Here is a 13,201-nt window from a genome sequence, read left to right as displayed (position 1 = left end):
ACTTTAAGTGAAGTGCTATACTTGTTGGGTTTGGTCGGCGGCTTGTAACAGATTTTGAGGATGTGAAGGCGCGTGGCACAAAAAACTCGCCGTAAGCAGTTAAACACTTACAGCGAGTTTTGGTCGACGCAGAAGTTAGAGTTGAACTAGACTGAATACCAGCGGAATGCTGACGACACTTAATAAAGTTGAGAGACTCATTAACGTGACGGCTGGACCTGGTTGACCATGGACTTTTAAGGTAAATAAGACCACGATCCCGGCAACTGGACAAGCGGCCATTAAGACGGTCGTATAGAGTGGAACGCCGGTAATACCCATGAGTTCCAAAACGACCATTGTGAGATAGGGAAAGATAAAGTTGCGTAACAATAAAACCCAACCTAAGCGTTTATCAAGTGTTTGCCGATTGAAACGGACAGCCGCAAGACTATTACCAATCACAATCATGGACAGCGGGGTATTAACCGAACTGACGGTGGTAATCGTCCGGTTAATCAAACTCGGTAAAGGAATCGCAGTCACGAATAAAATCAAGCCGAGCATAATGGCGATAATATTTGGATTCAAAATAATTTGTTTAAAGTTGTCGCGTCGGTTACCCTGTTTACCGGTGAATAAGGTTATCCCGTGAGTCCAACTAAAGATATTAAAAGCGGCTAATGAAGCGACGGCAAAAAAGACGCCAGTACTCCCAAAAAGGGCGCTGGTTAAGGGGATTCCCATAAAGCCAGCGTTTGAATAAACGGCGCCGTAACGCATGGTACGCTGTAAATTGAGGTCCTTAACAGGTTTAAAAACCAGTTGCGTAATCAGAATCATTAACCCGTAAATCAAGATAATTCCCACAATTACGCGACCTAACGTTTGTAGCCGGTTCACCGAAAAAGGCTGTTCAAAGGCCTTGATAATCAGACAAGGTGAAACGATGTACAGTAAGATGTTGGTTAAGTCGGTCGATGTTTGGCCGTGCATAAAGCCTAGCTTGTTAGCCATTAAGCCAATCAACATCAAAATAAACATTAATCCGATTTGACTCGTTAGTTGTGTAAGATTCATATAATTGCCATCCAATAAGTAAGAATAGATCCATTATCCCGGTTAACGCCTAATTTTGTCAATGTTAGGCGGGGTGATGGGGTGTTGCAGTGGGAACGTCCACATGGTGTTTGAGGCTTGGAAAGACGTGCGTATCAGACCAGCCCATGATAGCGCCTTGTGCGGTTAGCGCAAAGAGCGTCCCAATCCCGATTGCGCGTAATTGACCAGTGGCTAAAAAGGCCACCACCGTAATCGTCAACGGCGGCAAATAACTGGTCCATTGTGCAATAATTGCGGAGCCATGTAAGAAGCGAAAACGTAAAATATAAGAAAGATCATCATTGGGATGTTGGATGAGGTTGCAACGTTGATAGATGGAGACGGCCATGGCAACGCCTAATAAACCACAGAGATTAAGGACTAGTCGCAGCGGCCAAGCGAAACTTGGCACCCCTAACCAACGCCAAAAGTAACCGATGAATTCAACTAGATAACTAAACGGTAGAATATAAAGTAGATTAGAAATAAACCGGCGCTGATCAAAGTGACCGAGCATGATTTGGTTTAAAAGGGTGACGGCGAGCCCATATAAGAGCAAGGTAGTGCCTAACGAGATGTGAATCCAGTCAGATAAATTTACGCTTGATCCGGTCCAAACTGCACTGCCTAGGTTAGTCGCAATGGTTAGGGCATTAGCGGCAGAGTTTAATAAAATAGAAAAAACGAGAAAAATAAACCGTTGTCGAAAATCAACAATGTGTAACAAATAATCATCCCTTTTGCCGATGTATAGTCTGATAGCAATATTATAGCGTTTTTTTGAAATTAGGATAAAATGTTTAGTATCGTGGTTGCCGAAAGGGCGTTAACATGAAGTAGATTTGTTTGAAAGTTAAGTTGACCATCTAAATCAACTAATTAGGAAATGGTCGCAACGATGTTCATGAAAATATGCTATACTTAGTTTCATTGAATAGTTACATTCGGTTGAAGAACACTTCAAGAATTCGAACTGCTTTTGGGTTGGGCAGTTATTTCTTGGTGTGTTCTTTTTTTTAGGAGGCACTATGGGCTATATTGGAACGTTAAGTTTAATTTTAATTGTGACTGCGATTGCCGGTCATTTGAGTGTGCGGATGGGATTACCCGCCGTTATTGGACAACTATTAAGTGGTATCGTGTTAGGGCCAGCACTACTTGGCTGGGTCTCAGCAACGAGCTTTATTACGGACTTCGCCGAGCTTGGTGTCATTATTTTGATGTTTATGGCTGGACTAGAAAGTGATCTTAGCTTACTGAAAAAATACTGGAAACCCAGTTTGTTAGTAGCCCTGTTAGGTGTCATTCTACCAGTCGGGGTGATTGATTGGTGTAGTCAACTCTTCCATCTTGGAAATGTCGAAAGCTTATTCTTAGGGGTTACTTTTGCAGCGACTTCGGTATCAATTTCGGTTGCAGTCTTAAAGGAATTGAATGCCTTAGATGGCAAGGAGGGGACGACAATCCTAGGGGCGGCCGTGGTTGATGATGTTTTGGCCGTCTTAATTTTAAGTCTAATGGTGAGTCTATTCGGTAGTGAAGTCGGCTCTAGCAGTAGTAGTTCGACTAACCTAGGGCTGTCGTTAGGCATTCAAGCCGCCTTCTTTGTCGGGCTATATGTGGTGGTGAAGTGGATTGTACCACGGCTGATGAAGATTGGCGATGCATTATTAGTGCCGACTTCGGTTACTTTGATGTCATTAGTGATCTGTTTTGGGTTGGCTTATTTTGCCGATTTTATTGGTTTAAGTGCTGTTATCGGGGCTTTCTTTGCTGGTATTGCAGTAGGACAGACCGATTATCATGCAGTGATTGATGAACATATTCAGCCCATTGGGAATGCCGTATTTATTCCAGTATTCTTTGTTAGTATCGGGTTGAACATGTCCTTTAAGGGGTTCATGAATGATTTTTGGTTTATTGTCGTGATTACGGTCGCCGCAGTTGTTACGAAGTTACTTGGTGCTGGTATCGGCGCTAAGTTAGCGGGGTTCAGTTGGACCAGTGGCTATGAGATTGGTGCCGGGATGGTTTCGCGTGGTGAAATGGCGCTAATTATTGCCCAGATTGGTTACCAAGGTAAATTATTGTCGGCCGATCGTTATTCAGCGGTGATTACGGCTATTATTTTAACGACACTGATTGCACCGTTATTATTGCGACAATCAATTCATCACCAAGCTCAATTAGATAAAGTATAGGGTCAAAAAAAATTGCGACAAGAATTTATAAAATTCTTGTCGCAATTTTTTTGCGTCTTAAGGTAAGCGGCGATAATGCACCTCTGCTAATTGACCATATTGATTAGTCGCAACGAGCTCAAATCGTTGGTGATAGTCGCTAGTTGGTGTGAATAGTGCAATTCCCGTTCCTAGTAAAACGGGTGCAATTTGGATGAACAAATCATCAACTAAATTGGCGGTCAATAAAGGCATCAAGACGCCCGCACCACCAACAATCCAAATATTGGCGCCATCGACTTGTCGTAATTGTTCGACTAAAGTCGTGACATCGGTATTGGTGAACGTGGTCCGGTCATCGCCTGGATGTGGGTTTGACGTCATGACAATGTTTTGAGTTAGCGGATTGTAAGGATTAATGAGCTGATCGGTGGTCTGTTCCATCGTATAATCATAAGTATGCCGCCCCATGATAGCGGTATCGACTTGTTGCATGAACTCAGCGGTGGGCGCGTCCTCGGCGCCAGTAGTCTTGAACAACCAATCGAGCCGGTTGTCTTTGGTGGCCAGATAACCATCCATCGAAACGGCGCCATAAAATTGAACTTTGCGCATAAATTGGACACCTACTTTTAGTTTTGTAACCATATTGTAACATGTTTTATCTGCTAACTAAGCAACAAATCCGGAAAAACGTGAGGTGATGATGGTAGAACAGTTAGATGGCTGAGAAAAAGCGTTAATTAGTTAACCATGGATGCTGGAATGGCGACCTAATTAACGCTTTTTTACCAAAATAATCTCAAAAGCCCCAATTAAACTTAAAGATTGACTTGAATTGACGGTTCAGCGGTTCAAGTTAATTAGTTAAGTTTAAAATGGCTTAATTTTTGAAATTTCAGTAACTGGTGGCGAAATTAAGGCCAATGTCGGTGATAGTCGTGAAAAGTGATTCTTTTTTCGGTCCGTATCCCGTATACTTAGAAGTGCATTTATGCAATCAGTGGTACCTAGCATGGCGACTACTGGCCTGGTTCGTAAACTTCCCAGGATAAAAAACCAAGAACTTCACGTTAATCGGAGGTAGGAAAATGGATGCAATAAAATCAGTAATCATCGACTGTGATCCTGGCATTGATGATAGTTTGGCCTTATTATTGGCGTTAAAATCGCCGGAATTAAAGGTGGTTGGGATTACCACTGTTTGTGGGAATGTGCCCGCTGAGTTGGGTGCACAAAATGTATTAAAAGTCCTAGCGTTAGCGGGACGGTTGGATATTCCCGTCCATGTTGGCGCTAAAACCCCATTACGGGTGCCTTACACGAGTGCCCAGGATACGCATGGGGATGATGGATTAGGTAACAGTCAATTGCCAGCGATTACAACGGTGACAGTTGGTTCTGATGCGGTCGCGTTTATCATTGCAACGTTAACGGCGGCACCAACGACGGCAATCTTGGCATTAGGGCCGTTGACCAATATTGCGCAAGCTTTACAACAGCAACCAGCAGTTTTTAAGCAGGTTGCCCAGTTTACGTTAATGGGTGGTAGTTACCGCAGTCATGGGAATTGTTCACCGGTGGCCGAGTATAATTTTTGGTGTGATCCGGATGCAGCACAACTGGTTTTTGACCAGTTACCAGTCCCAATTCAGATGGTCGGTTTAGATGTGACCCGCCAGATTGTTTTGACGCCGAGCTTGCTAGAATATATGCAAGCGATTAATCCAGTTATGGGACGATTTATTAAAAAAATTACGCGTTTTTATTTTGATTTTCATTGGCAACAAGAACGGGTCATCGGGTGTGTCATTAATGATCCGCTAGCGGTGGCCGTAATGCTTGAACCGACAATCTTAACTGGCTTTTCAGCGTATACTGCGGTGGTTGCCACCGATGACGTGGCCCGAGGACAATCAATTGTCGATGACCACGAATTTTGGCAACGGCCACACAATAGCTTGGTTGAGACACGCGTCGATGTCGCAGCATTTTGGCGCTTGTTCTTAACACGAGTTGCTGGTGCGGCGGAACCTGAGTTATCAGCGACACTGCACCAATTAAAGGTGGTGGGCGCATGAAAAGGTTAAAGCCCAAGACTATAGCCTTATTGGCGTTACTAATTGCTTTAAATATTGTTGGCAGTAACCTGGCACTAATGCTGAAATTACCGATTTATTTAGATTCGATTGGAACCGTCTTAGCCGCAGCTGTTTTTGGCCCACTCGGTGGGATGCTAGTGGGGGGCGCAACTGGTGTGATTGTTGGTACCACGACGGATTTATACGCATTGTTCTTTCTACCAGTACAATTGTTAACGGGATTAGTTGCGGGTGTCCTTTATCGGCGGATTAAACCCAATCGTTTTCGGCATAATTGGTGGCTAGCGTTAGCAATTTCATTGCCAGGGACGTTACTCAGTACTGGTATCACGGTGTTCTTATTTCATGGGATTACATCATCTGGTTCGAGTTTATTGGTACAACTGTTGTTAGGGACCGGATTAAGTAAACCATTGGCGGTCTTTTTAATTCAAATTAGTACTGATTATTTAGATCGTTTTTTAACGGTTTACGTCGTCGCGCTCGTCTATCAAGCACTACATTATCGCTTGCCACAAGCAAATTAAGTTGTTCATTTCAGTCATTTGATAGCTGATACAAAAACGGTCACTGCAAGAATTAACACTTCTTGCGGTGACCGTTTTTAGTTATTGACGCGTCATCAAACCATCTTCAATTTTATAGACGACGTCGCAATCCTTAATCAGGCGTTGGTCGTGGGTCACCATCACAATGGCTTTTTGATGGTGGTGAGCTTCCTTTGCTAGTCGTTGGACCACATCAATTGACCGTGGTGTATCTAAGCTGGCCGTGGGTTCATCGGCTAAGATGACGCTGGGATCATTATAGAGGGCTCGGACAATGGCGACACGTTGCCGTTCACCACCGGATAAGTCACTAGGGTAGGCATTGGCGACTGCACTTAGCGCTAATTCTGCTAACAAGTCTGTGGCCCGTTTTTTTTGAAACGGTCGCTTAGCCATTTTGTCGACGAGTTTTAGTTGGTCAGTGACAGTTAAGAAAGGAATCAAATTGGAACTTTGCAAAATGAAACCAATCTCGTCAAAACGATAAGCTAACCGTTGTTTTTCAGATTGTGTCGCAAGCTCGGTGCCGTTTAAGATGACCTGGCCGTTAGTCGGGGTTTGGAGTCCGGCGGCAATGGTTAAAAAAGTGCTTTTGCCAGAACCAGATGGCCCAATAATAGCGACAAATTGACCGGCATTAACTTCAAAATTAGCGTCTTTGAGCGCTGTAATGGCCGTATGACCGTGACCAAATTGTTTAGTGATTTGCTTTAATTGTAAAATGGGTTGTGACATGGTTAGTTCCTCCTATCCAATCGCGACGGCGGGATCAATTTTAGCAACGGTTCGCCATGATAGTAGCGCACCGATGATGGCGGCAGCGAGTAAGGCTAAGCTATAACCACCGAATTGTAACCAGTTAATCACAAAGGGCAATCCGGCCGGCATAATTTGAGCCAGCCCAACGGTAATTCCCAGGCCAACGACAATGCCGATTAGTGCCATGACGATGCTTTGTGTTAATAAGGTCGCTAAAATATGTTTGGATCCGATGCCTTGAATCTTTAAAACCCCAAAGAGGGCTTGTTTTTGTAAGGTTAGGACAAACATAAAGATGCCGATAATCGCTAAGGCAATCACAAATAAGAAGTAAATCATGGTATTTAACGTCAACTGTTCGGCGCTATAACCAGGTAATTTATTAATAAAAGTAGCCATCGTTAGATGTTGGAGATTGCCATGCGTCGTCGTTTTAAAGGTGCCCTTTTTAGCAATGAAGCCATTCACAGTTTGTTGGTTACCGCTAGTGATAGGCGCTTTTTGTAAATAATTCAAGGTGGCAATATCCGTATATGCTGTGGGTGCAATCATATACGTGCTGGGGGCGTAAGTCCCAACGATGGTGACGGTCCGTTTAGTTGTTCCTAAACGAACCTTTTGTCCAAGTTTAAAACCGGCAGTTTTTAAGTCCGCTGAAATTAATAGTTGGTGTGTACCATTAATGCGATGACCACTGACTAATTTTGGCATTAAAAAGCTGTTTCGATCAGTGGCTAAGACACTAGTTGTCGTTTTTAGCTGATTATTGGTTGTTCGTAAGGTGCCCGATAACGTCGCCAAGGGGGCCACTGATTTTCCTTGAACGTGTTTTTGATCTGCCAGTGTGAGTTGTGAGGCAGAGAGCGTCTGATTGGCGTTCTTATTTAAGTAAACATCCGTGGCTTGCCAAGTATCAATGGCTTGGCGGTTCCCGTTAGAAAGGCCATTTGCTAAGCCGGCCAACATGAAAACGACGAGTGCAATTAATAAGAGTACACCACTGAGCAGTGCGTAACGTAACTTGTCATGCTGTATTTCTTTTAGCCCTAAATACATTCATAATGCCTCCTTTTTTGTTTATCACGTGATAAGTGAATAACCAAATACTAGCATTGATTGCGAGTTAGCGCAAGATTTTTGCTGATCGAAATTAGATAAATAAGTACGATTCTCGTTAAAAGGCTGGTATGATGAAACTATTGAATAGAGAGGTAGGTTCTTAATATGACTAAAAAAAGTTTTAATCACCAAGCAGCGATGGTTGCCGGAATTACTGGTGGCGTGATCTCTGGGTTAGTAAAGTTGGGTTGGGAAAATGTTTTACCACCCCGAACTGCGGCGCGTGATCAAACCAATCCACCGCAACGGTTATTACAACAAGTAGGGGTACCCGCCAGCATTACGCATGCGACCTATACGTACGCTGGTCACCAATTACCTGGTGTCAGTTATGTCATGCATTTTGGGTTTTCGACAACATTTGCAGTGGCATATAGTGTATGGGCGCGGCAACATCCCAAGGCCCAAGCTGGTAGTAGTGCCTTGTATGGCTTAGGGGTTTGGACTGCTTTTCATCATTTGATTTTACCGGCATTAGGAACGGTACCAGCCGCAAAAGATCAGCCAGTTGAAGAACACTTGTCAGAAGCGATTGGCCATGTTTTGTGGATGTGGACAGCCGATTGGGTAAGTGCGACAGTCTATGATCGCTTAACGAAGCGGTCGTAATTTTTTTAAAAAACAACCTTGAGGTGAATCGTCATGATTGGAACCATTTTTAATGTTAGTATGATTCTCATTGGTTGTTTGGTGGGAAGTTTTTTCAAACGTGGCATTAAGCCGGCGTATCATGATATTTTGATGCAAGCGCTGGGCTTAGCGGCCATGTTGATTGGGATTAATGCGGTTGTGCAACGGATGCCACAAAGTAAGTACCCGGTTTTATTCATTGTGAGTTTAGCCGTTGGGGGCTTAGTTGGTCAGGCACTCGATTTACAAGGGCACTTTAACCGGTTGGTGGGACGCTTTTCTGGTGGTAACTTAGCGGAGGGGCTCGCGACAGCCATTTTACTTTATTGTATTGGGTCCTTATCAATTCTTGGTCCGATTGAAGCCGCTTTGAAACATGATTATACGTTTTTATTTACGAACGGGATTTTAGATGGCATTACCTCAATTGTATTGGCTTCGACTTTTGGTTTTGGCATTGCTATTGCGGCGGGCGTGTTGTTTGCCTGGCAAGGCTCATTGTATGTACTGGCGCTGGTGTTAAAAGGTGCGTTGAGTACGGTCATGCTGAATGAAATTACAATTGTCGGGGGCATTTTAATTTTAGGGTCAGGATTAGGGTTGTTAAATATTAAAAAAATTAATACGCTGAATCTGCTACCAGCCCTGATTGTGCCACCAATTGTGATTGGCTTATTGAATTTGTTTTAAAAGGGTTCATTTCAGTTAGTCACTTATGATGGTTGCTAGCAGGCAGCCGATTGAATTTTAGGTTATTGTGAAACAACCGCATTCCGGTAATGTTGCTGGAATGCGGTCGTTTTGTGTTTTATTGTGGCGACTAGCTTATCTGACGTTTATAGCGCAAAACTAGAAGTTAATTGTTATTTATCGTAATAGGTTGCAAGGCATTGAAAATTTTTTCAAATGTTTTTGTGATGTATAACATTTCGGTATATCACGCAAGTTGTACCATTGTAGTAAAATGAGAACGATATCACAAGACTTTTCCTTTGATTATCAGTTGGTTGTAGTGTTTATGTGTAGCCAAGATGTACCTCTTCCAAAATCTTGGGGGGAATAATTCTCAGTTAAGCTATGTCGCTTAAGACTAGATAATGCAAATTAGTAGATTGTAATAACTAGATTTTTCATCGATTTGAAGAATCTAACTAGTTGTTGCGTTTTTTCTAATTTAAGATTAAATACTTTAGGCTTGCTAAAATATTGTATAGGAACATAATTAGGCCGTACTTTGGTTGATACTTCATTCAGGATTTTTATTGGAGGTAAGCATATATGGCTGATCAATTGGTATTGGAGACACAAGAATGGCTCAATTCCACCTATAGTAATGTGGATGGATTTGGTGTTGTTCCAGAAAATGGATTAACGGGCTGGGATACGGTTTATGGACTAACTCGAGCTTTGCAATATGAGTTAGGAATTACAGAACTGGTAGACAATTTTGGCCCAACTACTGCACGATTGTTTGATGCGATGGCGGATAAAATCGTGACAGGGTATTCGGGTAATATCGTTTACATCATTCAAGGTGGTTTTTGGTGTAAGGGGATTAACCCAGTGGCTTTTGATGGTTACTTTACTGCGGATACAGAATCTGCTGTTATAACGATGAAGGAGTACGCTGGTCTTAGGGATACTTCAGGAACTATGAATTCTCAATTCATGGCGGCATTACTCAATATGAGTGCTTTTACCCTTGTTACCGATGGCTATGCACAAGTACGAGCTATGCAACAACAATTAAATCATGATTATCTAGCCTATACGGGTATTTTGCCCTGTGATGGAATTTATCAACGTGACACTAATACAGCGTTGATCTTTGCCTTGCAGGCGGAAGAGGGTTTGGATACTAATATGGCCTCTGGTACGTATGGTCCGATGACACAAGAATTGACCCCAACTGTTACTGAAGGTGAAACGAATAATTTTGTTCGAATTCTTCAATGGGGGTTAACGGTCAATAATAAGGTTTATACTGGGGATTTTGATAGCGCCTATTCATTAGCGGTTGCTACATCGGTGTTGAAATTTGAGACGGATATGGCGTTGCCATCAACTAATGGTTCATCAGCTGGGTTAGATGTTTTCATGAGTCTATTAACTTCAGCTGGCAATCCAGATCGTGATGCCGTTGCTTGTGATACTTCGCATCAAATTAATGTGAGTGAAGCAAGTGAGTTAAAATCAGCGGGTTATAATTATATTGGTCGGTATTTGACGGGGACAGCGGGAACAGGAAGTAGTGAAACTGCTAAAAATTTGACTACTAGTGAAATTAAAATTTTGACTGGCGCTGGCTTGCATATTTTCCCGATTTATCAAGATGGTGCTTCTGATTCAGAAGATTACTTCACATCTAGTAAAGGTACTAGCGATGGTCGAAAAGCCGGTTTAGCAGCCATGGAATTAGGTTTTCCCAATAATACAATTATCTATTTTGCAGTAGATGTTGATATTCAAACTGGTGATATTTCTCGAACAGTGACTGAGTACTTTACCGGAGTGGCTAACGGTATTAGTAGCTTTGGATTTAATGTTGGTATTTATGCGACCCGTAATGTTGCTAGTACGATCATTTCAGCCGGTTTGGCTGAGAAGGCATTTGTATCGGATATGTCTACTGGGTTTTCTGGTAATTTAGGATTTCCAATGCCAACTGAGTGGGCTTTTGATCAATTTAGTGAAGTTTCTTTTGGCGATTTCTATATTGATAAAGTTGCTTCTAACGGAACTCGTTCGACGGCGGTTAATGACTTTACATCAGGTAGTGCGGTTGGTGGTGATAGTGATTTAGCGACCATTAATAAGATTATCCAAGACTTAGCTGATACTGATAGTATCTTCAAGTTGGTTAAAGATACGACTATTGAAGCTACTAGTAAAACCTATACAATTGAGACGCCGGCAGTTGATCTCTCATTGACAGTTGATCTTGAGGGCAGTATCAGTGATGAGGATGGAGATACAACAGTTACTTATGATGTGAATGATGGGTCATTAAACTTCACATTTGATGATGAAATAGCACAAATATTGGCGGAAAACACTGCTGGATTCACTGACGCATCTGTGTCAGCTGCGATGAATGGTATGGGATCCGTGATAAAAAACGGTGAAATCAAGAATGAAATGCAAGTGACTGCGACTAGCACAACAGTGACTTTTAAGCTAGATTCTACTTTTGAACATGAGTCTAGTAATGGTAAAACTTATGAAATTGAATATGAAATTACATTAGTAGCTAGTTTTCATGTTATCACGGCACCGTTTCCAGTATGGGTTACAGCGCCAGAAGTGGAAGCACATAATAATGCCATTAATGAAGGGCAAGAAGGTCATGTAGTTGTCACGGTAAACTTAGGCCGACTGCTATCTGCTGGATTAGTGGCAGCGGGTATAACTGGCCTGATAGCGACAGCTGTATTTGCCCCAGAGCTGATACCAATTTTATTGGCTGCTGGATAACAAAGGGCAATGTAAAAATAGTTGGTTGTAAATAGAATTAAAGTAGTGGTATCTTGTATAAAGGGTTGGTAGATCCAGTCCTTTATATTTGTACACAAAGGAATGAAACTATGTCATTTAATCAGGTGTTTTTATTGGTTTGGTGTTTATTGATTGCAAGTCTTATAGGTATTGTTGTGATTTTATTCTTTTTGAGGGGTGTTTTTCAACCTAGTAATGAGGTTCAAAATAGAAGTGAAAAAAAACAACGCAGACAAAAAATTTTACAAAAACCTAAAGCAGAATATCGAACAATTGCGATGGTTAGTGCGTTAACGGGATTAGGAATGTTAATTTTAATCTGGGTTGGAGTGGCACTAATGTATTTTCAACTATATCAGAGTGCTTTTATAACTTTTGCCGTTGCCTCGTTTCTCTTTATTGGTTTTGATGTGGTATATGTGGTCTACCAATATAAGTATTGGTTAAAACATCCTGATTCAGATATTGTGCCGGTATCGCAGCGTAAATTTAAGTGGATTATTTCTTTGCGCACGCTTCGGATTATTATACTTACTTTGGTTTTGTTACTGCCCGCTGTTTTCAGTGCAACTTTTTATGAAATCTTGATAGCAGTTTTGAAATAGCTATAGACGTAATAGATTTTAGAGGTGTACTGTTCAGATTAACATCAGTCTTAAGTCGATTAATTAACGATTCAACTCCATGAGAAAACATGTTTCATTGATACAAATAGCCCCTAATAGCGACGTGTCGCTGTTAGGGGCTATTTAGTTCCGATGACACCTTATTTTAAATGATGTTTTTGGCGCAAAATTTGACGATTGTGGGCTAAGTGTTGGTGGATGCGATTGAACAACACTTGTTTTGGTACGTTTGCTGCTGGGGCAGTGGCTAACGGGAACCGAACATCAATATCAATTGTTTCAGGATTAATGGCAGTTGGCGCCGCTAGCGCGATAGCCAGACTGTCTGGCGTATGTTGATAAAGTAAATCGTTGCGAATGGCGAACTTGACATTTGCTTGATTAACCAAGTGAATGTAGTGGTCTAAAATGTCTTGATCCAATAAGCCGTGCAGGAGCAATTGATAGTCTGGATGTGCTTGGAGCTCGGTTTGTAAGGCGGCAGTATAGTCGCGGGTTAAAGCCTGAGTAAAGGTGATTCCCAAGTCAAGACGCTCATGAAAAGTACCTAAGTTACGGTGCTGTTCATCCGGATGAAGGACCGGCGTGCCAAAAATGGCTGACTGAAGATGTTTATCAAGTTGTGTTTCCGATTGTGACATAGCGGTTAGGTCCTTTCTAAG

13 protein-coding genes and 1 riboswitch are annotated in these 13,201 nt (G+C 42.2%); of the genes, 7 read left to right on the top strand and 6 right to left on the bottom strand.

Translation table 11 applies throughout. The annotated features are described in order from the left end of the window. Positions 1-135 precede the first annotated feature (135 nt). The gene (locus tag C5Z25_RS04525) at positions 136-1,059 is read right to left on the bottom strand and encodes an AEC family transporter (protein WP_105451536.1); all 924 of its coding nucleotides are present in this window, start codon (positions 1,057-1,059) and stop codon (positions 136-138) included. A gap of 64 nt (positions 1,060-1,123) precedes the next feature. After that, a complete protein-coding gene (locus C5Z25_RS04520) occupies positions 1,124-1,807 on the bottom strand; it encodes a DUF6198 family protein (RefSeq protein ID WP_105451535.1) in 684 nt (227 codons plus the stop codon). A 301-nt stretch (positions 1,808-2,108) separates the two neighbouring features. Between C5Z25_RS04520 and C5Z25_RS04515 the strand changes: the two genes are divergently transcribed. Beyond that, positions 2,109-3,281, top strand: a complete 1,173-nt coding sequence (locus tag C5Z25_RS04515; protein WP_105451534.1) for a cation:proton antiporter — start codon at positions 2,109-2,111, stop codon at positions 3,279-3,281. Between the two features lie 57 nt (positions 3,282-3,338). Here C5Z25_RS04515 and C5Z25_RS04510 read toward each other — a convergent pair whose 3' ends face one another. Then, the gene (locus C5Z25_RS04510) at positions 3,339-3,875 is read right to left on the bottom strand and encodes a dihydrofolate reductase family protein (RefSeq protein WP_105451533.1); all 537 of its coding nucleotides are present in this window, start codon (positions 3,873-3,875) and stop codon (positions 3,339-3,341) included. Between the two features lie 409 nt (positions 3,876-4,284). Next, a riboswitch (PreQ1 riboswitch) is annotated at positions 4,285-4,329 on the top strand. A gap of 22 nt (positions 4,330-4,351) precedes the next feature. Here C5Z25_RS04510 and C5Z25_RS04505 point away from each other — a divergent pair. Then, the gene (locus tag C5Z25_RS04505; protein WP_105451532.1) at positions 4,352-5,341 is read left to right on the top strand and encodes a nucleoside hydrolase; all 990 of its coding nucleotides are present in this window, start codon (positions 4,352-4,354) and stop codon (positions 5,339-5,341) included. Beyond that, a complete protein-coding gene (locus C5Z25_RS04500) occupies positions 5,338-5,889 on the top strand; it encodes an ECF transporter S component (RefSeq protein ID WP_105451531.1) in 552 nt (183 codons plus the stop codon). The genes C5Z25_RS04505 and C5Z25_RS04500 overlap by 4 nt, the downstream gene beginning before the upstream one ends. 81 nt (positions 5,890-5,970) lie before the next feature. Here C5Z25_RS04500 and C5Z25_RS04495 read toward each other — a convergent pair whose 3' ends face one another. Together C5Z25_RS04495 and C5Z25_RS04490 are read right to left on the bottom strand one after the other, a co-directional pair. Continuing rightward, entirely contained in the window at positions 5,971-6,645 is a 675-nt protein-coding gene (locus C5Z25_RS04495; protein WP_105451530.1) for an ABC transporter ATP-binding protein, read from the bottom strand. Between the two features lie 12 nt (positions 6,646-6,657). Beyond that, entirely contained in the window at positions 6,658-7,725 is a 1,068-nt protein-coding gene (locus C5Z25_RS04490) for an ABC transporter permease (protein ID WP_105451529.1), read from the bottom strand. 168 nt (positions 7,726-7,893) lie between these two features. Here C5Z25_RS04490 and C5Z25_RS04485 point away from each other — a divergent pair, with 168 nt between their 5' ends. From C5Z25_RS04485 to C5Z25_RS04470, 4 genes are all read left to right on the top strand, one after another. Further along, positions 7,894-8,397, top strand: a complete 504-nt coding sequence (locus tag C5Z25_RS04485; RefSeq protein WP_105451528.1) for a YagU family protein — start codon at positions 7,894-7,896, stop codon at positions 8,395-8,397. Between the two features lie 33 nt (positions 8,398-8,430). Beyond that, positions 8,431-9,108: a DUF554 domain-containing protein gene (locus tag C5Z25_RS04480; protein WP_105451527.1), complete on the top strand. Its 678-nt coding sequence runs from the start codon at positions 8,431-8,433 to the stop codon at positions 9,106-9,108. Between the two features lie 588 nt (positions 9,109-9,696). Next, positions 9,697-11,892, top strand: a complete 2,196-nt coding sequence (locus C5Z25_RS04475; RefSeq protein ID WP_105451526.1) for a glycoside hydrolase domain-containing protein — start codon at positions 9,697-9,699, stop codon at positions 11,890-11,892. A 110-nt stretch (positions 11,893-12,002) separates the two neighbouring features. Further along, positions 12,003-12,518 (top strand): hypothetical protein, encoded by a 516-nt coding sequence (locus tag C5Z25_RS04470; protein ID WP_105451525.1) that lies wholly within the window; start codon positions 12,003-12,005, stop codon positions 12,516-12,518. Between the two features lie 161 nt (positions 12,519-12,679). Here the strand turns inward: C5Z25_RS04470 and C5Z25_RS04465 are convergent, their stop codons facing one another. After that, the gene (locus C5Z25_RS04465; protein ID WP_105451524.1) at positions 12,680-13,180 is read right to left on the bottom strand and encodes a YueI family protein; all 501 of its coding nucleotides are present in this window, start codon (positions 13,178-13,180) and stop codon (positions 12,680-12,682) included. Between the last annotated feature and the right edge of the window lie 21 nt (positions 13,181-13,201).

Source organism: Lactobacillus sp. CBA3605 (assembly GCF_002970915.1).
GTDB lineage: Bacteria > Bacillota > Bacilli > Lactobacillales > Lactobacillaceae > Lactiplantibacillus.
Note: the sequence above shows the minus strand (reverse complement) of the source record. Positions and strands in the feature narration are given on the sequence as shown.